This window comes from Pseudomonas hunanensis (genome assembly GCF_013393325.1).
GTDB lineage: Bacteria > Pseudomonadota > Gammaproteobacteria > Pseudomonadales > Pseudomonadaceae > Aquipseudomonas > Aquipseudomonas putida_P.
This window is the reverse complement of the sequence record NZ_QJRC01000089.1, coordinates 1-20,869: the sequence shown is the minus strand read 5'-3', so window position 1 is coordinate 20,869 and position 20,869 is coordinate 1. Positions and strand designations below refer to the sequence as shown.

Below are 20,869 nucleotides of genomic sequence, written 5' to 3'. Positions count from 1 at the left end.
AAACGCTTACTGGCCCAGCACCTGCCCAATGGTTGGGTCCTTGAACATGCGGGTCAAGGCATCGCTCAGCACGTCGCCCACCAGTTGGGTGTTGGTGTCCTGATTCGGCGCCATGCCGAAACGCTGGTCCAGCGAAGCACCGTAACGGCCGCTGTAGCTGCGACCGCCGTTACGTACGTCGGCACGGAAGGTGGCGCCGATGGTGGCCTCGGTCACGTACAGGTTGTCTTTCGGCGACTGATATTTCAGTTCGGCCAGGGTCACGGTCAGCTGTGGCGCGTTGTAGGCGTTCGCCGTCGGGGTGAAGCCGAGCAGGCGCACAGCGGCTTCGGCTTGAGCCTGCAGCTTGGGCACCACGTCGTTACCGCTGACGCTGATGGTGCTGGTTTCGGGGTACATGCCACCGCGAGTGCCCAGGGACTGCGATGGGCGGCCATCAACTACCCGGACCACCACTGGCTGGCCATGGCCGACCGGGGCGAGCTGGGCCTTGAGCGTGGGTTGCGGGTTGAGTTGTTGCGGGCTGTGGGCACAACCGACCAGGCTGAGGCTGGCCACGGCGATCAAACCGAACAACAGACGTTGCAACATGCGCGTTTCTCCAGAAAATGCGGCAAAGGCCCACAGTATACCTAGCCAGGCACAGACCAGTCATCGGCCAGCCTCGCTTGTCACAATCGTTTCATGGCCACGCCCTTATCCTTGCGCCAAGCCCTAACGCAAAGGACTCACTGCCATGGCCTCGCTCTGGACTCTGCTCTTCCAACGCCCGCGCCACAACGCCTACGCCCGCCTCGACGCCCAAGGCAAATGCCTGGCCTTCAAGCAATGCAGCCAGGCGCCAAGCGGCAGCGGCTGGGTCCAGGTCGGTGAAATTCAGCTGGCCTGGCTGGGCCGCGAGCTGCCCGCCGACGCCCGTGTTTGCGCGCGTGCAAGCCGCCGTTGGCATCAACGCCTCCTCGCGGCCTGACAAACGCTGCAATAAAAACCACGAATGGCGACATTTCTGCCCGCGACATCGCTATAATCTCCCCCCGATTATAAGGACGTCTCCTGATCGGGCCCCGCACTCGCCGATTGACCCCGGCAACTTCACCGCTTCGCCCACAGAGAGCCTTCCACTCAGGTCTTGCATCGGCTGTCGTGCCTGCTTTTCCGGCCCTTCACACTGCATGAACCTGCGGGTTGCCATCGCGCAGTCCCCTTTTGAGGTTCACGTCTCCAAAAGAGCGTGAAAAAACGGTTTTCACAACTTCACAAGAGTGTGGCGAGCAAATGAACAGTCTGGCATGTGCAAAAGCGGCAGATGTGTCCCGAACAGCCCTGAACAGGCGGCAAATGCGCTCATCCCGTATGAGTGTCTGAACCGTTCCATAACGCACGCACGACACCTTGACCATAAGTCGAATTGCCGCACCTGTGGCAAACGGCGTTCAATACACGAACCCGAAGACTGATTGGCGGTGTCCGCGGAAGTTGCAAGAACTGCGAAAAGTCGGACATGGCGACCCTGGCAAACCCAGGTCCTATGCTGTCAATTAGGTAGCTGTAGATTGTGGAGACGCGTTAAATGGCGCAGAACGAATCGGTTGATGTGGTACTGGTAGGCGCGGGCATCATGAGTGCCACCCTGGCCGTACTGCTCAAGGAGCTTGACCCGACCCTGAAGCTTGAGGTCGTCGAGGCGATGGACTCCGGAGCCGCGGAAAGCTCCAACCCCTGGAACAACGCAGGCACCGGCCACGCCGGCCTGTGCGAGCTGAACTACACGCCGCAGGCCGCCGATGGCAGCATCGACATCAAGAAGGCCGTGCACATCAACACCCAGTTCGAGGTTTCGCGCCAGTTCTGGGCCTACCTGAGCAAGAAGGGCAACTTCGGCTCGGCGCGTGCTTTCATCAACCCTGTCCCACACCTGAGCTACGTCGAGGGTGACAAGGGTGTTTCCTTCCTCAAGAAGCGCTTCGAGCTGCTCAAGCAGCACCACGCCTTCCATGAGATGGAATACACCGAAGACAAGGCCGTGATGAACGACTGGATGCCGCTGATGATGCCTGGCCGCCCGGCCGACCAGCACATCGCCGCTACCCGCGTGGCCAAAGGCACCGACGTGAACTTCGGGGCACTGACCAACAAGCTGCTCAAACTGCTGGGTGACTCGCCGGACGCGCAGGTCAAATACAGCAAGAAGGTTGTCGGCCTGCGCCGTAATGGCAGCGGCTGGACCGTGAGCATCAAGGACGTCAACAGCGGCGGCAGCCGTGAAGTCGACGCCCGCTTCGTCTTCCTCGGTGCTGGCGGCGCGGCCCTGCCGCTGCTGCAATTGTCCGGCATCCCGGAAAGCAAAGGCTTCGGCGGCTTCCCGGTCAGCGGCCAGTGGCTGCGCTGCGACAACCCGGAAATCGTCAAGCAGCACCAGGCCAAAGTGTACAGCCAGGCCGCCGTAGGTGCCCCGCCGATGTCGGTTCCGCACTTGGACACCCGCGTAGTGGACGGCAAGACTTCGCTGCTGTTCGGCCCCTATGCCGGCTTCACCACCAAGTTCCTCAAGCACGGTTCGCTGATGGACCTGCCGCTCTCGGTGCGCATGGGCAACATCGGCCCGATGCTGGCCGTGGCCCGCGACAACATGGACCTGACCAAGTACCTGGTCAGCGAAGTGATGCAGTCGATGGAGCAGCGCCTGGAAGCCCTGCGTCGCTTCTATCCACAGGCCAAGGCCGAAGACTGGCGCCTGGAAGTGGCTGGCCAGCGCGTGCAGATCATCAAGAAAGACCCGAAAAAAGGCGGCGTGCTGCAGTTTGGTACCGAGCTGGTCTCGGCCCAGGACGGCAGCCTGGCCGCGCTGCTCGGCGCATCGCCGGGTGCCTCGGTGACCGTGTCGATCATGCTGGAACTGATCGAGCGCTGCTTCCCCGAGCAGGCCAAGGGTGCCTGGGCTGCCAAGCTCAAAGAAATCTTCCCGGCTCGCGAGAAGACCCTGGCAACCGATGCCGCCCTGTACCACAAGATCAGCGCCGACAACGACGTGGCGCTGGAGCTGGTAGAAAGCAGCCCGGCAGCCAAGCATTACGCCTGATCCGCCCGGTAACGAAAAAACGCCCCTCGGGGCGTTTTTTTGTGGCTGGACCTTGGTCAGCCGCGGGCGTTGTCGATAATCTCGATGTACTCAGGTGCATTGCGCTGGTCGGCAATCTGCTCGACGAAGGTTTTGCCGTGCTCGTCCTTGCCATCCAAGTCCAGGCCTGCTTCGACGAAGAAACCGACAAATCGCTCGAAATCGTCGACGCGCAGGCCACGGTAGGCTTTGACCAGCTTGTGCGCCGACGGCGAGGTCACACCATCGGCCGGCTCGAACTGAAGGAACGACTTGATGTAGTCGTCGCTGATTTCGTCACCGATTACCTGTTTCTTGTCTTTACGCATTGCCGACTCCAACTGGACCATCACGGAATTTCGAAGGCCGGCAGTTTACCCCCCGCAGGCTACGCGCCTCAACGCGTACGTACGGTACCGGTGTGCAGGTCGGCCCAGATGTGGCCGTTGCCGTAGGTGAGAAATTGCACGTACAGGGTTTCGTTGCGCAACAGGTCCATGATTACGCGGTAATCGCTAACCGGGTAATTCAGGCTCAAGGTGCGGCTTTTTTCGTCATACACGGGCTTTTTAAGGCTCTTGGCGGCTTCACCGTCGAAGGTCAGCAGCACCTGAGCGATGGTCGCGCCCTTGCTCAGCGGTTTGCCCTTCAGGCGCACCTGCAACGACGAGGTGATCGGGATCGGTTGCTGGTCGGACTGGCGCTGGGCACCTACGACCACCGAATAGTCGGTCACTTGCAGCAATTGCTGGCTGGTCGGTGCTTCCTGGCGCAGGGACTGATCATCGGGTGGCAGGAACTGGCTGTGCAGTGGTGCGGCGGCGAGTGGCAGGCTGACGGCCAGCAGGAGGGGAAGAATCGCACGCATGTGAGGCTCCTTGTATGAAGGAGCACTCTAGCATGCCGGGTACAAGCAACATCAATCGAACTGCGCAAGCATCCAGGCCTGGTATTGGGCGACGCCGTCTTCGCCTTCACGTGGCGCCCAGTGTGCATGTTCACCTTCGCCCACCGGCCGGTATGGGCCGGCCTTGCATTCGAACAGGATGCTGTCCGGCTCCAGCACCACCAACCCATGGTAGGTACCGGGCGCCAGGTCCACACCCAGACAGTCGCCACCCGCTTGCAGCACCCGCTTGTCGGTCACGGCGCCCTGCTCGTCGAAGATCAACAGGCCGAAGCGCCCCTTGAGCACGAGCAAGGTCTCCGCCTTGTCGTCGCTCAGGTGGCGGTGCGGTGGAATGTAGGTGCTCGGCTGCAGCCCGACCGCCATGCGGTGGCAGGGATCTTCCATTTCATGGAAGTTGTGGTGCTGCCGCCCACGCGGGTTGGCAGCAGCCTTTTCGGCCAGCCCGGCGAACAGCGATTGGTCGATGAACGCAGGCTGGCGCATGGTCACAGCCCCTTTACGGCGAAGATGCCGTTAGCGTTGCGCCAGTAACCTTTGTAGTCCATGCCATAGCCGAAGATGTAGCGATCGACACAAGGCAGGCCTACGTAGTTGGCTTTGAGGTCCGGGCTGGCCTTGCGGTCGTGATCCTTGTCGATCAGCACTGCGGTGTACACCGAGCGCGCGCCGGCATGCTTGCAGAACTCGATGATGGCGCTGAGGGTGTGGCCCTCGTCGAGGATGTCGTCGACGATCAGTACGTCGCGATCGATGAAAGAGACTTCCGGCTTGGCCTTCCAGAACAGCTCACCGCCGCTGGTCTGGTTGCGGTAACGAGTGGCATGCAGGTACGAGGCTTCCAGCGGGAACTGCAGGTGGGTCAGCAGTTTGCCGGAGAAGATCAGGCCGCCGTTCATCACGCAGAACACCACGGGGTTCTTGTCGTGCAGGTCCTTGCAGATTTGCTCGCCGACGTTGGCGATGGCCGCTTCGACTTCGGCTTCGGTGTACAGGCAGTCAGCTTCACGCATGACTTGACGGATATGCTCGAGATCGGCGGACATGGCGCTCTCCGGGGGGTGCATTTTGGAAAAGCGGGCAAAGGTACGCATCCGCTCGTCACAGATCAAGCATTTATGGACTAACGTCCAGAATGACCAGACGACAGCACAGGCTGAATAGATTAATCTAGCGCGGTTTTTTTGCCCGCCTTTCGGAGCCCCCCTATGCCCACTCGTGAGATCCGCCATCCGCTGATCCGCCACAAGCTCGGCCTGATGCGCCGTGCCGATATCAGCACCAAGAATTTTCGCGAACTCGCCCAGGAAGTCGGCGCGCTCCTGACGTATGAAGCCACCCAGGACCTGCCCCTCGAAACCTACGAGATCGATGGCTGGTGTGGCAAGGTCTCGGTTGAAAAAATCGCCGGCAAGAAGATTACTGTAGTACCGATCCTGCGCGCCGGCATCGGCATGCTCGACGGCGTGCTCAGCCTGATCCCTGGGGCGAAGGTCAGCGCCGTCGGTGTTGCCCGTAACGAAGAAACCCTCGAAGCCCACACCTACCTGGAAAAGCTCGCGCCGGACATCAACCAGCGCCTGGCCCTAATCATCGACCCGATGCTGGCCACCGGCGGCTCGATGGTCGCCACCATCGACCTGCTTAAAAAGGCCGGCTGCAAAGAGATCCGCGCCATGGTGCTGGTCGCCGCGCCAGAAGGCATCGAAGTGGTGGAAAAAGCCCACCCGGACGTGAAGATCTACACCGCCTCGATCGACCAGCGCCTGAACGAACACGGCTACATCGTGCCGGGCCTGGGCGATGCCGGTGACAAGATCTTCGGCACCAAGCAAAAGGACGCCTGACCATGCAGGACGGCTTCAACGACCCGCTGTGGCGCCAGGTCGTTTCGGGCGCGCAGATGCTCTTCGTGGCATTCGGCGCGCTGGTGCTGATGCCCCTGATCACCGGCCTCGACCCGAACGTCGCGCTGTTCACCGCCGGCATCGGCACGCTGCTGTTCCAGCTGGTCACCGGCCGCCAGGTGCCGGTGTTCCTGGCCTCGAGCTTTGCCTTCATCACCCCGATCATCCTCGCCAAGGGCCAGTTCGGCCTGGCCGAGACCATGGGCGGCGTGATGGCTGCAGGCTTCGTGTACACCTTCATGGGCCTGATGGTAAAAATCAAAGGCACTGGCTTCATCGACCGCATGCTGCCACCGGTGGTGATCGGCCCGGTGATCATCTCCATCGGCCTGGCCATGGCGCCAATCGCCGCCAACATGGCGATGGGCAAGGGTGGCGACGGCGCGGCACTGATGCCGTACAAGACCGCCATGCTGATCTCCATGCCAGCCCTGCTGACAACCCTGGTCGTCGCCGTGTTCGGCAAAGGCATTTTCCGCCTGGTACCGATCATTTCCGGCGTACTGGTGGGCTTTGCCCTGTCATTCGCCTTTGGCGTGGTCGACACAGCCAAGATCGCCGCTGCACCGTGGCTGGAAATTCCCAATTTCACCGCACCTGCGTTCAACTGGCAGGCCATTCTGTTCATCGTACCGGTTGCCTTGGCGCCAGCGATCGAGCATATCGGCGGGGTGATCGCGGTCGGCAGCGTGACTGGCCGTGACTACCTGAAAAAACCCGGCCTGCACCGCACCCTGCTGGGTGATGGCCTGGCTACCACTGCAGCCGGCCTGTTCGGCGGCCCGCCCAACACCACCTACGCCGAAGTGACCGGCGCGGTGATGCTGACCAAGAACTACAACCCGAAGATCATGACCTGGGCGGCGATTTTCGCCATCACACTGGCATTCATCGGCAAGTTCGGCGCGCTGCTGCAGAGCATTCCGGTACCGGTGATGGGCGGTATCCTGTGCCTGCTGTTCGGCTCGATTGCGGCAGTGGGCATGAACACCATGATCCGCCACAAGATCGACCTGGCCGAAGCACGCAACCTGGTGATCGTGTCGGTGACCCTGGTGTTCGGCATCGGCGGCGTGCTGATCGGCAGTGGTGACGGCCCGGATGACTGGGGCCTGAAGGGCATCGCCCTGTGCGCCATCGTGGCTATTGCCCTGAATCTGATCCTGCCGGGCAACGATGGCTGGAAGCACAAGAAGCTGGATGACCAGTTGCCTTAAGATCGCGGGGCTGCTCTGCAGCCCTTTCGCGACACAAGGCCGCTCCTACAGGGGATCGCGATCTGCTTGTAGGAGCGGCCTTGTGTCGCGAAAGGGCTGCAGAGCAGCCCCCAGCTATTCAGGCCTTTTCACACATATCCGCCAACACCCTCACCCATTCCGGGTGATCATTCAGGCACGGCACCAGCACCAGCTCTCGCCCGCCAGCCTCTACAAACTGCTCGCTGCCCCGCATGCCGATTTCTTCCAGCGTTTCGATGCAATCGGCGACGAACGCCGGGCACATCACCAGCAGCTTCTTCACGCCCGCCTTGCCCAGCTCGTCCAACCGCGCCTCGGTATAGGGTTCGATCCACTTGGCCCGCCCCAGCCGCGACTGGAACGACACCGACCACTTACCATCGGGTATGCCCATTTTCTGAGCAAAGGCCTTGGCTGTAGCCAGGCATTGCCCGCGGTAGCACACAGCGCGCATCTCGGCGCTGGCATCCTTGCAGCAGTCAGCTGCCTGGAAGTCGTGATTACCGGTCGGGTCCAGCTTCTTCAGGTGCCGCTCCGGCAAACCGTGGAAGCTCAGCAGCAGGTGGTCGTAATCCTGCTCCAGGTACGGCCGGGCGCTGGCAGCCAGTGCCTCGATGTAGTCAGGGTGATCGTAGAACGGCCGCAGCACGCGCATCTGCAACGGCAACCCGCGCTCACTGACCGTCTGTTTCGCCAGCTCGACCACCGTGGTCACCGTACTGTCGGCGAACTGTGGATAAAGCGGTGCCAACGTCACCTTGCGCACGCCTTGGGCGGCCAGGCGCTCCAATACTTCGGGCAAAGCCGGCTGGCCATAGCGCATGGCGATTTCCACCGGGCCATGGGGCCAGTGTTCGACCATTGCCGCCTGCAGGCGACGGGTCAGCACCACCAGTGGCGAACCCTCCTCCCACCAGATCGAACCATAGGCATGTGCCGACTGCTCCGGGCGCTTGACCAGGATCAGTGACACCAGCAAGCGCCGCACCGGCCAAGGCAGGTCGATCACATAGGGGTCCATCAGGAACTGGTTGAGGTAGCGGCGCACATCGGCCACCGAGGTGGAGGCCGGGGAACCCAGGTTGACCAGCAGCAGGGCGTGATCGGTCATGCAGCGTCCTATGTCAGAGGCGGCTGGACAGGTTGTCCAGCGCCGATTGCAGATCGTTGAAGCGGAAGGTGAAGCCCGCCGCCAGCAAGCGCACCGGGCGCGCCCGCTGGCCGCCCAGCAGCAAGGTCGACATTTCGCCAAGGCCGGCCTTGAGCAGCAGCGCCGGTACAGGCAGCAGCGCCGGCCTATGCAGCGCACGGCCCAGCCGCCTGGCGAACTCACGGTTGCGCACCGGCTCTGGGGCGCAGGCATTATAAGGACCGCTGGCATCCTTGTGCTGCAAGAGAAAATCAATCAGGGCGACCTGGTCGTCTATATGCACCCAGGGCATCCACTGCCGCCCACCGCCCAAAGGCCCACCCAGCCCCAGTTTGAAGGGCACGCGCAGGCGCGACAAAAAGCCGCCATCGCTGGCCAGCACCAACCCGGTGCGCACCAATACCACGCGGATTCCTTGCGCTTGAGAACGCTGTGCCGTCTCTTCCCAGGCAATACACAACTGGCTGGCGAAGTCTTCCCGCACCGGTGGTGAGGCCTCGGTCAGCTCGCGTTCGCCGCCGTCACCGTACCAGCCTACCGCAGAGCCGGAAATCAGCACTTGCGGGCGCTGTTCACGGGAGCCCAGCCACGCCAGCAGCTGCTCGGTGAGGGTGACGCGGCTGGCCCACAGCACGTTGCGCCGGGCCGCCGTCCAGGGCCTATCCGCGATTGGCGCACCGGCAAGGTTGACCACCGCATCAAGATGATCGTCTGCTTCCAGTTGCTCCAGGCGGGCGATGCCACGCACGCCACTACCGCAAATTTTCGCCACCTGCTCAGGACGCCGGCTCCATACCGTGAGCCGATGCCCCTGGCCAAGCCAGTACTGGCACAGATGCTTGCCAATCAAACCGGTGCCACCTGTCAGCAATATATGCATGGCTGTGTCCTCGCAGAGTGCGGCGGTGGTCTATTTTTAACATCAAGGCACTTTTTTGACCCGACGCTCTCGGATAAACATAGGCCAACCTACCACCAAAGCGGAATAACCTTATACAAAAGTTCTGCATTGTACAGGTTTGCCTGACAGCGTAGTCTGCTCACAGCAAGGTTTGAAGAGGCCATCATGACAGTACCTATCGCCATCATCGGGGCCGGTATCGCCGGTTTGTCAGCCGCCCAGGCCTTGCAGAAGGCCGGACAATCCGTGCATTTGTTCGACAAAGGCCACGGCAGTGGCGGGCGCATGGCCAGCAAGCGCAGCGAGGCTGGCGCACTCGACCTCGGCGCCCAGTACTTCACCGCCCGTGACCGGCGCTTTGTCGATCAGGTGCAACAATGGGTTGCCGCTGGCTGGGCCGAGCAGTGGAAGCCGCAGCTGTACAACTACCGTGATGGCGAACTCACCCCCTCCCCCGACGAGCAGACGCGCTGGGTAGGCGTGCCACGCATGAGTGCGATCACCCGTGGCCTGCTCAAGGACGTGACGGTCAACTTCGGCTGCCGTATAGCGGAAGTGTTTCGCGGCAAGCAGTATTGGCACCTGCAGGATACCGAAGGCTGCAGCCATGGCCCCTACAGCCGCGTGGTAATCGCCGTACCGGCCCCGCAGGCCACACCACTGCTGGCGGCAACCCCTAAATTGGCCGCCGTGGCCGCCGGTGTACAGATGGAGCCGACCTGGGCCGTCGCCCTGGCCTTCCAGTCACCGTTGGATACCCCGATGCAAGGCTGCTTCGTGCAGGACAACCCACTCGACTGGCTGGCCCGCAATCGCAGCAAACCCGGCCGCGACGAGCACCTGGATACCTGGGTACTGCACGCCACCTCGGACTGGAGCCGGCAGCACATCGACCTGTCCAAGGAAGAAGTGATCGAACAGCTGTGGGGCGAATTCGCCGAACTGGTCGGCTGCGTGGTACCGGCGCCCACCTTCGCTCTGGCGCACCGCTGGCTCTACGCCCGCCCCAGCAGCAACCATGAATGGGGCGCATTGGCCGATGCCGATCAGGGCTTGTACGCCTGCGGTGACTGGTGCCTTTCCGGGCGTGTCGAAGGCGCGTGGCTCAGTGGCCAGGAAGCCGCGCGACGTTTGCTCGAACACCTTGAGTGATGTAGCGCTATACAAAAATACTGGTTTGCATAACGGCTGGGCTGTGCTGGAATAAACCTGTACAAGTTTTTAGTAATGTACAGGTTTTTTCGGAGGCAGCCATGCTCGACTCTTTCGCCTGCAGCAAGCCGCGTATCGCCATCAGTGCCTGCCTGACTGGGCACAGCGTGCGCTACAACGGCGGCCACAAGGCCTCCGATCTTTGCCGTACACAGCTGGAACAACACTTCGAATGGCTGCCCGTGTGCCCGGAAGTGGCAATCGGCCTGGGCATTCCGCGTGACCCCATTCGCCTGGTAGGCAACCCCGAACAACCCGAAGTGGTCGGCACCCGCGACCCTGGCATGGACCTGACCGGCCCGCTGCGCACCTATGGCGAACAAATGGCGGCTGAGCTCGACGACATCTGCGGCTACATTTTCATGCAGAAGTCACCTTCTTGCGGCCTGGAACGGGTCAAGGTTTACCAGGCCAACGGCCACCCAGCCTTGCATGGCGGGCGTGGCGTCTATGCCCACGCTTTCTGCGCTCTGCGCCCGGACCTGCCCGTTGAAGAAGAAGGCCGCCTGCATGACCCCGTGCTGCGCGAGAACTTCATCAGCCGCGTATACGCCTACGCCGACTGGCAGCGCCTGCTGGCCGAAGGGCTGAGCCGTGGCGCCCTGGTGCGCTTTCACTCGCGCTACAAGTATTTGCTGATGGCCAACAACCCGCAGGCCTATCGCACCCTCGGCCGCCTGCTTGGCAGCATGAGCAAGGATGACGACCCGCTCAGCTTCGGCCCGCGCTATTTCAGCCAACTGATGCAGGCCCTGCGCCGCTGCGCCAGCCGCGGCACCCACTGCAACGTGCTGCAGCACCTGAGCGGTTACTTCAAGGATGCCCTGACGCAGCAGGACAAGGCCGAGTTGCAGACGGTCATCGGCCAGTACCAACAGGGCGTCGTGCCGCTGGTAGTGCCCCTGACCCTGCTCAAGCACCATCTGCGCAAGCACCCTGACCCGTACCTGCAGCAGCAGGCCTACCTGCAACCGCACCCTGAAAGCCTGGGCTTGCGCAATGCAGTCTGAAACCTTGCTGCCCATCGGTGAACTGGCCCGCCGTACCGGCGTCAATCCGGTCACCTTGCGCGCCTGGGAACGCCGGTATGGCCTGCTCAAACCCCAGCGCACCGCCAAGGGGCATCGCCTGTACCCCTTGGAACAGCTCGAGCGGGTCGAGGCGATCCTTGGCTGGTTGCAGCGAGGCGCATCGGTCGGTCAAGTACGCGAGCTGCTCGACAAACCCTCCAGCACGCCACCCAAAGGCGACTGGCAGGCCAGGCAGTTCCAATTGACCGAGGCCATCGCCAACCTGTCGCAGCGCACGCTGGACCAACAGCTCAACCAGGCCATGGCCCTGTACCCGGCCGTCACCCTGTGCGAGCAATTGCTGCTGCCACTGCTCGATCTGCTCGACCTGCGGTGGCGCAACTACTTCAATGCGCGGCTTGAGCAAGTGTTTTTCCACAGCTGGCTGCGCAGCAAGCTCGGCGCCCGCATTTACCACGACAACCAATTGCTGCAAGGCCCCGCCGTATTGCTGGTGGAGGACTGCGAGCGGGCCTTCAGCCCAGGCCTGTGGTTGTGCGCCTGGCTGTTCACCAGCAACGGCGTGCCGGTCGAAGTGTTCGAGCACCCAGTCGCCGGCCCGCAACTGCACCACGCGGTCAATGCGCTCAAGCCACGGGCCGTGCTACTGCATCTGGGCCCACGCATCGATGACAAGGCGCTGCTACGCACCCTGCAAGGCATGCCCGGTATCACGCTGCTGGGCGGCGCTACGCTGCCCCTGCACGAAGCCCGCTTGCAGGCTTGCGCGCTGCCCGATGTTTTTCTGTTCGATACCCCGCAGGCGGCATTGCGCTTGCTTCAAGCCCATGACCGTCAGCCTGTAGAGATGAATACCCCATGCACCTGACCTGGCTGCGCAGCGACCTGCGCATCGATGACAACACTGCACTCAGCGCCGCCACCGAGCGCGGGCCGACCATCGCCCTGTGGCTGGTCAGCCCAGGGCAATGGCAAGCCCATGACGACGCCGCCTGCAAGGTCGACTTCTGGCTGCGCAACTTGCGCGCCCTGCGCCAATCGCTCGAAGGCCTGAATATCCCCCTGCTGATCCGCAAGATCGACACCTGGGACCAGGCCCCCCAGGCGGTGCTCGATGTATGCCGCCAACACCAGGTGCAAAGCGTGCACTGGAACGAAGAGTACGGCATCAACGAACAGCAACGCGACGATGCGACCCGCGCGCTGCTGGAGAAGTCGTCCATCCAGGCCTGCAGCCACCTCGACCAGCTGTTGTTCCGCCCTGGCACCATCCTTACCCGCAGCGGCGACTACTTCCAGGTCTTCAGCCAGTTCAAGAAGACCTGCCTGGAACACCTGCACCGCAGCCTGCCTGCCCTGGCCCGCCGGGTGGAGCGTCAGGCACCGCTGCAAATCCAAAGTGACCCGATTCCACAACACGTAGACGGTTTTGAAACCCCCACGCGCGCCTTGCGTGAGCATTGGCCGGCGGGTGAGGCCGAAGCGCAGGCGCGCCTGTCCCGCTTTCTGGACGAAACCATCGACGACTACCAACAATTGCGTGACCTGCCTGCCAAGCCCGGCACCAGCCAACTCTCCACCTACCTGGCCGCTGGCGTGATCTCGCCGCGCCAATGCCTGCACGGCGCACTGGCCAGCAACCGGGGCGAGTTCGACAGCGGCAGTACGGGCGTGCAGACCTGGATCAACGAGCTGCTCTGGCGCGAGTTCTACAAGCACATCCTGAACGGTTACCCACAGGTCTCGCGCCACCGCGCCTTTCGCGCCCATACCGAAGCCCTGCCCTGGCGTGACGCCCCGGCGGACCTGGAAGCCTGGAAACAGGGCCGCACCGGGTTCCCGATCATCGATGCGGCCATGCGCCAACTGCTGCACACCGGATGGATGCACAACCGCCTGCGCATGGTCGTGGCCATGTTCCTCAGCAAGAACCTGCTGATCGACTGGCGCAAGGGCGAGCGACACTTCATGCGCCACCTGATAGACGGCGACCTGGCCGCCAACAACGGCGGCTGGCAGTGGAGCGCGTCCACCGGCACCGACGCTGTGCCTTATTTCCGCATTTTCAACCCAGTTTCTCAGTCTCAGCGTTTCGACCCACAGGGGCGCTTCATCCGGCACTGGCTGCCCGAATTACGCGACATGGATGAGAAAACTATCCATGAGCCGATGAAATCTGATGATCTTTTTGCTAATAATTCGTATCACCGTCCAATGGTCAATCTCGGCAGCAGTCGCCAGCGTGCACTGGAAGCCTTCAAAGGCCTACCACGTCGGCAGGATTAGAGGACAACGTCTTGGCTAACTCACGAAGTTTTTGGGTTACAGGCGCCAGCAACGGACTTGGTCTGGCTTTGGTGGAACGTTTGCTCGAACAAGGGCATCGCGTTGCCGCCAGCGCAAAGGAAAGCGATGAGTTGAATGCTTTGGCAGCACGGCATGGTCGGCACTTTTTGCGCCTGCCCTGGCAGTTGCATGCCGAAGGACAAGCAGTAGCGGCCTGCCAACAAATATGCCATGCGTGGTGTTCGCTGGATGGGTTGATCATCAACGCCGGTACCTGCGATTACCTGGCAGACAATTTGGCCGATAGCGAACTGATAGAGGCCATCGTCACCAGCAACCAACTAGCGGGCGAGCATTGCCTCACACAGGCATTGCCTTTGCTGGCGAAGGGCGTCTCAGCGCAAGTGATGGCGGTGTTCAACCGTTATTCGGCATTGCAGCTGTATGCGCCCACCCAAACGACCGCAGGGTGGAACAACACACCGCAGTGGCTGCGCGAGCAGCGCAAGGCCCTGATGGACCAAGGGATAGCGTTGACCATCGTGGCGCCACAGTCGCTCAAGGTGCCGGTGACGTCGGCACAGGCGATACCGGAGGAGTGGACGGCACAGAGTGTCGCTGAGGAGTTGCTGCGACGGTTGCCGCAGCAAGAACCAGAACTGGTACTGGAGACGCTGGACATCAGTAGCCTGTGGCCTTTGACGCGATAAGGCCTCAAACCGGCCTCTTCGCGGGCAAGCCCGCGAAGAGGCCGGTGCAGGCGAATTCAAAGCGCCATGCGGTAATGCAGGCTGTAGCTCTCTACGCCATCGTTGGGCTGCTTGATTCCCGCGTTGGAATAGTGAATCGCCCGCACTCCGATCTCATGCCCGCCGGCAAAGCGCAGACCAAAACCAATGCGGTCCTCGAACTGGAAGGCCGAGCCTAGCTCATTGCTTTCCAGCTCGGTGCTGGAGAACGCCGCCACGCCGATCCCCGCTTCGATATAGGGTTTCACCGACTCCCCGGCAAATTCGTAGACGAACACTGGCGCGAACGACAGGCTATGGTTGCTCGCGGTTTTGTCGCCATCCCAGTAGGTGTAGGCCCCATCCCAGTAGCCGGTCAGGCGGCCGACACTGGTCTGCCACCAGCTGGCATCCCAATTCGATTGCAGCCCCAGACGGTAGACCATGGTCGAGTCACCGGTCTGCCCCACCGAGAACGACACATCGGCTGCTTGCGCCGATACCACTTGCCCCAAGGTAAAAGCGGCAGCCGCCGCCAAGCCCAGCAGTTTCTTCATGAGAAACATCCTTCTTCCTGATGCTGTTATTAGTCCGCCTCATGTCAGGCAAAGCGGTAGAAAGCGGCAGTGGAACGATAGTTCAGCTGTTTTTCACGTTTTTTTCACAACGCAAAGCTTTGCACATCGCCGCACTTATGCCACAGCACAGGTAGGATTTTTCTTAGGATTTCTGGATCAGCGCTGGTCCAGAAGCGGGCATCGCCGGCCGGGCCTTCGGCCAGCAGATCATTTGCCCCCAGCAGCCGCTGCAGTTGGCGTGCTACGGCAGCGCCCGTATCGATGACAGCCACGTCCGCCGGCACCATGCCGGCCAGCAACGGGCGAAGGAAAGGGTAATGGGTGCAGCCGAGGATCAGCGTATCGCAACCTGCAGCCAGCAGTGGCTGCACGTACCCCCACAGCATCTGGCGCAACACCGGGCTGGTCAGGTCACCGGTCTCGATCAATTCGACCAGCCCCGGACAAGGCTGAGTAATCACCTGCACATCATTGGCGAAGCGGTCGAGCAAAGCTGCGAACTTGGCACTCTGCAAGGTACCAGTGGTTGCCAGTACACCGACCACGCCCGAACGGGTAGCAGCCGCAGCAGGCTTCACGGCCGGTTCCATGCCCACCAAAGGCCAGGTTGGGTACAACTCGCGCAGGTCTGCTACCGCCGCCACGGTGGCGGTATTGCAGGCCAGCACCATGGCCTTGGCGCCTTGCTCATGGAAGAACCCGGCAATGTGTCGGCAGCGCTGGCGGATATAATCCGGCGACTTCTCGCCGTAAGGCACATGGCCGCAATCGGCCACATACAGCAGCGTCTCGTTGGGCAGCAGGCGCTGGATCTCGGCGAGCACCGACAAGCCGCCGACCCCCGAGTCCATCACGCCGACCGGCGCCGAGCGCTCAGCCATCGCGCTTGCCACAGACAGCACAAGCCGGGTCGCGCTTGACGCGCAGCTCGCGGATACGGGTGCCGAGTGCATCGATCAACAGCAGGCGGCCGACCAGCGGCTCGCCGAAGCCGGCCAGCAGCTTCATGGCCTCCAACGCCTGCAGGCTACCCACCAGCCCCACCAGCGGGCCGATGACACCGGCTTCGCTGCAGGTCAGTTCGGCTTCGCTGCCGTGCCCGTACAAGCAGTGGTAGCAAGGGCTGTAGTCACGGCGTGGGTCGAACACCGACAGTTGCCCTTCCAGGCGGATTGCCGCCCCGCTGACCAACGGCTTGCCGGCGGCGACACAGGCCGCATTGACCGCCTCACGGGTAGAGAAGTTGTCGGAGCAGTCCAGTACCAGGTCGACCGCCGCCACGGCGGCCGCAAGCGAATCCTCGTCCAGGGCCTGACGGTGAGCGACCAGGGCGATTTCCGGGTTGATCGCCTGCAGGCGCTGCAAGGCCGAATCGACCTTGGTCATGCCGACGCTGGCACTGTCATGGATCACCTGGCGCTGCAGGTTGGTCAGGTCGACGGTGTCGAAGTCCGCCAGGTGCAGCTCCCCCACCCCGGCGGCGGCCAGGTACAGGGCAACCGGGGAGCCCAGGCCACCGAGCCCTACGATCAGCGCCTTGCTCTTCTTAAGCCGCAGCTGGCCGTCGATGTCGATCTGAGCCAGCAATACCTGGCGGCTATAACGCAGCAATTCCTGATCAGTCAGCATGGCAAGCGCCCCAAGGTAATGCGTTCATGGCCGCCCAGGTCCGTGCGGCTGGCCACCTCGACAAAGCCTTGTTCAGCCAGCAAGGCACGTACTGCAGAGGCCTGATCGTAGCCGTGCTCCAGCAGCAGCCAGCCACCCGGCAAAAGGTGCGCGGGGGCTTGCGCGGCGATCACGCGCAGGTCGTCCAGGCCATCGGCACCGGCCACCAGCGCGCTGCTGGGCTCGAAGCGCACATCCCCGGCCACCAGGTGCGGGTCTTCGGCAGCGATGTAGGGCGGGTTGCTGACAATCAGGTCAAAACGCTCGCCGGCCAGGCTGTCGAACCAATGGCTTACCCGCACCTGGGCGTTGTCCAGCCCCAGGCGCTGGCGGTTGCGCTCGGCCAGGGCTGCAGCCTCCTCCACCCGGTCCACCGCCGTGACCTGCCAGGCCGGGCGGTCGCTGGCCAGCGCCAGCGCGATGGCACCGGTACCGGTCCCCAGGTCCAGCACCTTGGCTGGCGCAGCGGGTTGCAGTTCAAGGGCCGTCTCGACCAGCAGCTCGGTATCGGGCCGCGGGATAAGGGTATGCGGCGCCACTTCCAGGTCGATCTTCCAGAAGCCCTGCTGCCCAAGGATATAGGCCACAGGCTCACCGCCACGACGGCGCTGCAGGTAGCCGGCATAGGTCTCGGCATCTTCACTGCTGACGATACGCTCAGGCCAGGTGTGCAGGTAACTGCGCGACTTGCCGATGGCAGCAGCCAGCAGCAGTTCGGCATCCAACCGCTCAGAAGGCGATTCGGGCAACTGCGCGTTGCGCAGCAGGCTGGCGATGATAGTCATCAGTCCCCCAGGGCGGCCAGTTGATCGGCCTGATATTCGGCCAGCAGCGGTTCGATCACCGCCTCTACGCCACCGCTGAGGATGTCGTCCAGGGAATACAAGGTCAGGTTGATGCGGTGATCGGTCACCCTGCCCTGTGGATAATTGTAGGTGCGGATGCGTTCGGAACGGTCACCGGAGCCCACCAGTAGCTTGCGCTCACTGGCAATAGCGTTCTGCGCGGCGCTGGTCTGCATGTCGTTCAGCTTGGCCGACAGCCAGGACATGGCGCGGGCGCGGTTCTTGTGCTGCGAGCGCTCTTCCTGGCACTCGACCACGATACCGGTGGGCAAGTGGGTGATACGGATCGCCGAGTCGGTCTTGTTGACGTGCTGGCCGCCAGCACCGGAGGCACGGTAAGTGTCCACGCGCAGGTCGGCCGGGTTGATTTCGATGGCTGCCTGCTCGTCCGGCTCGGGCAGCACCGCGACCGTGCACGCGGAGGTATGGACACGGCCTTGGGATTCAGTCTCGGGCACACGCTGGACGCGGTGTGCGCCGGACTCGAACTTGAGTTTGCCGTAGACGTTCTCACCCTCGACGCGGGCGATGATTTCCTTGTAGCCGCCGTGCTCGCCTTCGTTTTCGGACAAGATCTCCAGCCGCCAGCCGCGTTTCTCGGCGTAGCGCGAATACATGCGGAACAGGTCGCCGGAGAAGATTGCCGCCTCGTCGCCACCGGTACCGGCGCGGATTTCGAGGAACACGTTGCGGCCGTCGTTGGGGTCCTTGGGCAGCAGCATACGCTGCAGCTGCGACTCCAGCGTCAGCAGTTGTTCCTTGGCTTCACGCACTTCCTCCACGGCCATTTCACGCAGGTCCGGGTCACTGTCCTTGAGCAGCGCCTGGGCACCTTCAAGGTCGCCCTGGACTTTGCACCACTCTTTATAAGCAGCGTAGACCGGCTCGACTTCGGCGTATTCGCGGGAATACGCGCGAAAGCGCGTCTGGTCGGAAATGACCTCGGCATCACCGAGCAGTGCGGTGAGTTCTTCGAAGCGGTCCTGGAGAATATCCAGTTTGTTCAGCAGCGACGCTTTCATTGCGGGGATTTGTCCGTCGAGCCCTCGTTGAGGGCAAAGAGTTCCTGGGCCATGGCCAGCGCATCGACGCGCCCCTCGGCCGAGAGCTTTTTCAACTGCACGCTGGGGGCATGCAGGAGTTTGTTGGTCAGGCCCCGGGCCAATTGGGCCAGCACGTCTTCGGGGTTGCCGCCGTTGGCCAGCAGGCGCTGGGCCTTTTGCAGTTCTTCGTCGCGAAGGCGCTCGCTTTGCTGGCGGTAGGCCTTGAGTACATCCACCGCCGCCAGTTCACGCAGGCGCAGCATGAAGTCCTCTGCCCCCACGGTAACCAGCTCTTCGGCGGCCTGGGCTGCGCCCTGGCGGCTCTTGAGGTTTTCCGCCACCACGTCGTGCAGGTCGTCGACGGTGTACAGGTAGACATCGTCCAACTCGCCTACTTCGGTTTCGATGTCGCGTGGTACGGCGATGTCGACCATGAAGATGGGCTTGTGCCGGCGCTGTTTCAGTGCGCTTTCGACCGCGCCCTTGCCCAGGATCGGCAGCTGGCTGGCGGTGGAGCTGATGACGATGTCGCTGTTGGCCAGTTCCTGGGGGATGTCTGCCAGCAGCACCGCATGCGCGCCGAACTGCTCGGCCAGGATGCTGGCGCGCTCCAGGGTACGGTTGGCCACCACGATTCGGCGTACGCCCTGCTCGTGCAAGTGGCGGGCGACCAGGGTGATGGTTTCGCCGGCGCCGATCAGCAAGGCCTGGCTACGGCCCAGGTCGGCGAAGATCTGCTTGGCCAGGCTGACCGCGGCAAACGCCACCGACACCGGGTTTTCGCCGATGGCGGTGTCGGTACGCACCTGCTTGGCGGCACTGAAGGTGGCCTGGAACAGGCGACCGAGCAACGGCCCGACGGTACCGGCTTCGCGGGCCACGGCGTAGGCGGACTTCATCTGGCCGAGGATCTGTGGTTCGCCGAGTACCAGCGAGTCCAGCCCAGAGGCCACGCGCATCATGTGCTTCACGGCATCGTGCTCTTCGTGCACGTAGGCACTGGCACGCAGCTCGTCGAGGCTGAGGCGGTGATAGTCGGCCAGCCATTGCAGCACGGCATCGGCGGACAGGTGGTCCTGCTCTATATAAAGCTCGCTGCGGTTGCAGGTCGACAGGATCGCCGCTTCGCGGCTGGATGTCAGTCGGCAGAGCTGCTGCAGGGCGTCTACCAGCTGCTCTGGGGTAAACGCCACGCGCTCGCGTACGTCTACCGAGGCAGTCTTATGGTTGATACCAAGTGCAAGAAAGGCCATGCAAGGTCGCTGGTTGTGACGGGAAGCCGATAATTGTCCTCTTTCGCAGGTTTTAGGACAACCACCGTTCGCTATTGTCGTGATAGCCCAGGCCGACCGGGCTCCAAGGCAGCTCTGTCCGCAGCCCTCTCGGCAGAGCGCCGCAGCCGATGCAAGCACGAATCCTGTGGGAGCGGGCTTGCCCGCGAAGAGGCCAGGGCAGGCAAAGCGATTATCTCCGGTCACCTCCCCGCGCCGCGCTCCTCGACCTGCGCGCTGGTAATGTGGACAAATTTCCTACAAAAAACACCTATTAATTAAACTTAGCGATACACCCTTGGCAAAGTTATCCACAACCTTGTAGTCCATTTCCTAAAGTCAGCCCTCTCTATTGCCTTGCCCAATATCCGTACCTAGCCTTGCCAATCACTGACCGGGTCAAGTTCCCCACCAGCCCCCCTGAAAATGATTGCCAAAGAGAGATAAGCATGGCATTTGACGCTTATATAAAAATCGACGACATCGCGGGCGAAGCTCTGGATGAAAAGCACAGCAAATGGATTGAAGTCACCGGTTACGATTTCGGTGTAAGCCAAAGCACTTCCGCCACTGCCAGCTCGGCAGGGGGCGCCACTTCGGGGCGCGCCGAGGTGAGCCACTTCACTTTTACCAAGTTTCTCGACAGCGCCAGTTGCAAGCTCATGGAGGCCAGCTGCGCAGGGCAGCATCTCAAGGAGGTCAAACTCGCACTGTGCCGCGCGGGCGGCGACAAGCTCAAGTATTACGAGATTATTCTCGAAGAAGTAATCATTGCAGACTACACACAGAGTGCTGCCGATGGCGTGCCGATCGAGGTGGTTCGCCTCGATTACGGAAGGATCAAGACCACCTACACCTTACAGAAGCGTATCGACGGTTCGGGCGGCGGCAATATTGCCGGCGGTTGGGACCGGATCGGCAACAAGAAATACGCGTGAGGAAATTGCCATGACCGAAGCTCGCGCGTTCATCAACCCCAAAATGCAGAACTACCACACACTCAAGGC

General features: G+C 62.2%; 23 protein-coding genes. 10 read left to right on the top strand and 13 right to left on the bottom strand.

Annotated features, from left to right (window positions below; translation table 11 throughout):
* Positions 1-6: 6 nt before the first annotated feature.
* Positions 7-591: a YajG family lipoprotein gene (locus DM807_RS14295; RefSeq protein ID WP_012270504.1), complete on the bottom strand. Its 585-nt coding sequence runs from the start codon at positions 589-591 to the stop codon at positions 7-9.
* 145 nt (positions 592-736) lie between these two features.
* Here DM807_RS14295 and DM807_RS14290 point away from each other — a divergent pair, with 145 nt between their 5' ends.
* A complete protein-coding gene (locus DM807_RS14290; RefSeq protein WP_012270503.1) occupies positions 737-970 on the top strand; it encodes a hypothetical protein in 234 nt (77 codons plus the stop codon).
* A 600-nt stretch (positions 971-1,570) separates the two neighbouring features.
* The gene (gene mqo, locus DM807_RS14285) at positions 1,571-3,079 is read left to right on the top strand and encodes a malate dehydrogenase (quinone) (RefSeq protein WP_012270502.1); all 1,509 of its coding nucleotides are present in this window, start codon (positions 1,571-1,573) and stop codon (positions 3,077-3,079) included.
* A gap of 56 nt (positions 3,080-3,135) precedes the next feature.
* Here the strand turns inward: mqo and DM807_RS14280 are convergent, their stop codons facing one another.
* The 4 genes from DM807_RS14280 to DM807_RS14265 form a co-directional block, all read right to left on the bottom strand.
* Positions 3,136-3,426 carry a PA4642 family protein gene (locus DM807_RS14280; protein WP_012270501.1) on the bottom strand — a complete coding sequence of 97 codons (291 nt, stop codon included), beginning with the start codon at positions 3,424-3,426 and terminating at the stop codon, positions 3,136-3,138.
* Positions 3,427-3,494: 68 nt separating this feature from the next.
* Complete coding sequence (locus DM807_RS14275; RefSeq protein ID WP_012270500.1) at positions 3,495-3,965, bottom strand: hypothetical protein; 471 nt, start codon at positions 3,963-3,965, stop codon at positions 3,495-3,497.
* Positions 3,966-4,016: 51 nt separating this feature from the next.
* Positions 4,017-4,490 (bottom strand): WbuC family cupin fold metalloprotein, encoded by a 474-nt coding sequence (locus DM807_RS14270; RefSeq protein ID WP_012270499.1) that lies wholly within the window; start codon positions 4,488-4,490, stop codon positions 4,017-4,019.
* A 2-nt stretch (positions 4,491-4,492) separates the two neighbouring features.
* Positions 4,493-5,050: a hypoxanthine-guanine phosphoribosyltransferase gene (locus tag DM807_RS14265; protein WP_012270498.1), complete on the bottom strand. Its 558-nt coding sequence runs from the start codon at positions 5,048-5,050 to the stop codon at positions 4,493-4,495.
* A 162-nt stretch (positions 5,051-5,212) separates the two neighbouring features.
* Here DM807_RS14265 and upp point away from each other — a divergent pair, with 162 nt between their 5' ends.
* Together upp and DM807_RS14255 are read left to right on the top strand one after the other, a co-directional pair.
* Positions 5,213-5,851 (top strand): uracil phosphoribosyltransferase, encoded by a 639-nt coding sequence (gene upp, locus DM807_RS14260; RefSeq protein ID WP_003247366.1) that lies wholly within the window; start codon positions 5,213-5,215, stop codon positions 5,849-5,851.
* A 2-nt stretch (positions 5,852-5,853) separates the two neighbouring features.
* Complete coding sequence (locus DM807_RS14255; RefSeq protein ID WP_012270497.1) at positions 5,854-7,128, top strand: uracil-xanthine permease family protein; 1,275 nt, start codon at positions 5,854-5,856, stop codon at positions 7,126-7,128.
* Between the two features lie 118 nt (positions 7,129-7,246).
* Here DM807_RS14255 and hemH read toward each other — a convergent pair whose 3' ends face one another.
* Both hemH and DM807_RS14245 read right to left on the bottom strand, forming a co-directional pair.
* Complete coding sequence (hemH, locus tag DM807_RS14250) at positions 7,247-8,260, bottom strand: ferrochelatase (RefSeq protein WP_060515592.1); 1,014 nt, start codon at positions 8,258-8,260, stop codon at positions 7,247-7,249.
* 13 nt (positions 8,261-8,273) lie between these two features.
* Complete coding sequence (locus DM807_RS14245; RefSeq protein ID WP_069943243.1) at positions 8,274-9,179, bottom strand: TIGR01777 family oxidoreductase; 906 nt, start codon at positions 9,177-9,179, stop codon at positions 8,274-8,276.
* 186 nt (positions 9,180-9,365) lie between these two features.
* Between DM807_RS14245 and DM807_RS14240 the strand changes: the two genes are divergently transcribed.
* From DM807_RS14240 to DM807_RS14220, 5 genes are all read left to right on the top strand, one after another.
* Positions 9,366-10,352, top strand: coding sequence for an NAD(P)/FAD-dependent oxidoreductase (locus DM807_RS14240; protein WP_012270494.1), 987 nt, complete (start codon positions 9,366-9,368; stop codon positions 10,350-10,352).
* A 101-nt stretch (positions 10,353-10,453) separates the two neighbouring features.
* Positions 10,454-11,422 (top strand): YbgA family protein, encoded by a 969-nt coding sequence (locus DM807_RS14235; RefSeq protein WP_012270493.1) that lies wholly within the window; start codon positions 10,454-10,456, stop codon positions 11,420-11,422.
* Positions 11,412-12,311: a MerR family transcriptional regulator gene (locus DM807_RS14230; protein ID WP_179027476.1), complete on the top strand. Its 900-nt coding sequence runs from the start codon at positions 11,412-11,414 to the stop codon at positions 12,309-12,311. The genes DM807_RS14235 and DM807_RS14230 overlap by 11 nt, the downstream gene beginning before the upstream one ends.
* Complete coding sequence (gene phrB, locus DM807_RS14225; protein WP_060494164.1) at positions 12,302-13,729, top strand: deoxyribodipyrimidine photo-lyase; 1,428 nt, start codon at positions 12,302-12,304, stop codon at positions 13,727-13,729. Before DM807_RS14230 ends, phrB begins: the two co-directional genes overlap by 10 nt.
* 11 nt (positions 13,730-13,740) lie before the next feature.
* Complete coding sequence (locus DM807_RS14220; protein ID WP_069943240.1) at positions 13,741-14,439, top strand: SDR family oxidoreductase; 699 nt, start codon at positions 13,741-13,743, stop codon at positions 14,437-14,439.
* A gap of 56 nt (positions 14,440-14,495) precedes the next feature.
* Here the strand turns inward: DM807_RS14220 and DM807_RS14215 are convergent, their stop codons facing one another.
* The 6 genes from DM807_RS14215 to hemA all read right to left on the bottom strand — a co-directional run bounded on the left by DM807_RS14215 (position 14,496) and on the right by hemA (position 19,844).
* Positions 14,496-15,014: an acyloxyacyl hydrolase gene (locus DM807_RS14215; RefSeq protein ID WP_041166373.1), complete on the bottom strand. Its 519-nt coding sequence runs from the start codon at positions 15,012-15,014 to the stop codon at positions 14,496-14,498.
* Between the two features lie 104 nt (positions 15,015-15,118).
* On the bottom strand, positions 15,119-15,916 hold the full coding sequence (murI, locus tag DM807_RS14210; protein WP_012270488.1) for a glutamate racemase: 798 nt from the start codon (positions 15,914-15,916) through the stop codon (positions 15,119-15,121).
* On the bottom strand, positions 15,909-16,664 hold the full coding sequence (locus DM807_RS14205) for a molybdopterin-synthase adenylyltransferase MoeB (protein ID WP_012270487.1): 756 nt from the start codon (positions 16,662-16,664) through the stop codon (positions 15,909-15,911). The genes murI and DM807_RS14205 overlap by 8 nt, the downstream gene beginning before the upstream one ends.
* Positions 16,658-17,488 (bottom strand): peptide chain release factor N(5)-glutamine methyltransferase, encoded by an 831-nt coding sequence (prmC, locus tag DM807_RS14200; RefSeq protein WP_179027475.1) that lies wholly within the window; start codon positions 17,486-17,488, stop codon positions 16,658-16,660. The genes DM807_RS14205 and prmC overlap by 7 nt, the downstream gene beginning before the upstream one ends.
* The gene (gene prfA, locus DM807_RS14195; protein WP_012270485.1) at positions 17,488-18,570 is read right to left on the bottom strand and encodes a peptide chain release factor 1; all 1,083 of its coding nucleotides are present in this window, start codon (positions 18,568-18,570) and stop codon (positions 17,488-17,490) included. Before prfA ends, prmC begins: the two co-directional genes overlap by 1 nt.
* Positions 18,567-19,844, bottom strand: coding sequence for a glutamyl-tRNA reductase (gene hemA / locus DM807_RS14190; protein WP_012270484.1), 1,278 nt, complete (start codon positions 19,842-19,844; stop codon positions 18,567-18,569). The genes prfA and hemA overlap by 4 nt, the downstream gene beginning before the upstream one ends.
* Before the next feature lie 467 nt (positions 19,845-20,311).
* Here hemA and DM807_RS14185 point away from each other — a divergent pair, with 467 nt between their 5' ends.
* On the top strand, positions 20,312-20,800 hold the full coding sequence (locus DM807_RS14185; RefSeq protein ID WP_179027474.1) for an Hcp family type VI secretion system effector: 489 nt from the start codon (positions 20,312-20,314) through the stop codon (positions 20,798-20,800).
* Positions 20,801-20,869: the final 69 nt, after the last annotated feature.

Coding starts and splice junctions, on each gene's coding strand:
- hemH (WP_060515592.1), bottom strand. CDS start 8,260: ATGACCGATCACGCCCTGCTGCTGGTCAACCTGGGTTCCCCGGCCTCC.
- DM807_RS14290 (WP_012270503.1), top strand. CDS start 737: ATGGCCTCGCTCTGGACTCTGCTCTTCCAACGCCCGCGCCACAACGCC.
- DM807_RS14185 (WP_179027474.1), top strand. CDS start 20,312: ATGGCATTTGACGCTTATATAAAAATCGACGACATCGCGGGCGAAGCT.
- DM807_RS14215 (WP_041166373.1), bottom strand. CDS start 15,014: ATGAAGAAACTGCTGGGCTTGGCGGCGGCTGCCGCTTTTACCTTGGGG.
- DM807_RS14235 (WP_012270493.1), top strand. CDS start 10,454: ATGCTCGACTCTTTCGCCTGCAGCAAGCCGCGTATCGCCATCAGTGCC.
- hemA (WP_012270484.1), bottom strand. CDS start 19,844: ATGGCCTTTCTTGCACTTGGTATCAACCATAAGACTGCCTCGGTAGAC.
- upp (WP_003247366.1), top strand. CDS start 5,213: ATGCCCACTCGTGAGATCCGCCATCCGCTGATCCGCCACAAGCTCGGC.
- DM807_RS14205 (WP_012270487.1), bottom strand. CDS start 16,664: ATGCTGACTGATCAGGAATTGCTGCGTTATAGCCGCCAGGTATTGCTG.
- phrB (WP_060494164.1), top strand. CDS start 12,302: ATGCACCTGACCTGGCTGCGCAGCGACCTGCGCATCGATGACAACACT.
- mqo (WP_012270502.1), top strand. CDS start 1,571: ATGGCGCAGAACGAATCGGTTGATGTGGTACTGGTAGGCGCGGGCATC.
- prfA (WP_012270485.1), bottom strand. CDS start 18,570: ATGAAAGCGTCGCTGCTGAACAAACTGGATATTCTCCAGGACCGCTTC.
- DM807_RS14230 (WP_179027476.1), top strand. CDS start 11,412: ATGCAGTCTGAAACCTTGCTGCCCATCGGTGAACTGGCCCGCCGTACC.
- DM807_RS14280 (WP_012270501.1), bottom strand. CDS start 3,426: ATGCGTAAAGACAAGAAACAGGTAATCGGTGACGAAATCAGCGACGAC.
- murI (WP_012270488.1), bottom strand. CDS start 15,916: ATGGCTGAGCGCTCGGCGCCGGTCGGCGTGATGGACTCGGGGGTCGGC.
- DM807_RS14295 (WP_012270504.1), bottom strand. CDS start 591: ATGTTGCAACGTCTGTTGTTCGGTTTGATCGCCGTGGCCAGCCTCAGC.
- DM807_RS14240 (WP_012270494.1), top strand. CDS start 9,366: ATGACAGTACCTATCGCCATCATCGGGGCCGGTATCGCCGGTTTGTCA.
- DM807_RS14270 (WP_012270499.1), bottom strand. CDS start 4,490: ATGCGCCAGCCTGCGTTCATCGACCAATCGCTGTTCGCCGGGCTGGCC.
- DM807_RS14245 (WP_069943243.1), bottom strand. CDS start 9,179: ATGCATATATTGCTGACAGGTGGCACCGGTTTGATTGGCAAGCATCTG.
- DM807_RS14255 (WP_012270497.1), top strand. CDS start 5,854: ATGCAGGACGGCTTCAACGACCCGCTGTGGCGCCAGGTCGTTTCGGGC.
- prmC (WP_179027475.1), bottom strand. CDS start 17,488: ATGACTATCATCGCCAGCCTGCTGCGCAACGCGCAGTTGCCCGAATCG.
- DM807_RS14275 (WP_012270500.1), bottom strand. CDS start 3,965: ATGCGTGCGATTCTTCCCCTCCTGCTGGCCGTCAGCCTGCCACTCGCC.
- DM807_RS14265 (WP_012270498.1), bottom strand. CDS start 5,050: ATGTCCGCCGATCTCGAGCATATCCGTCAAGTCATGCGTGAAGCTGAC.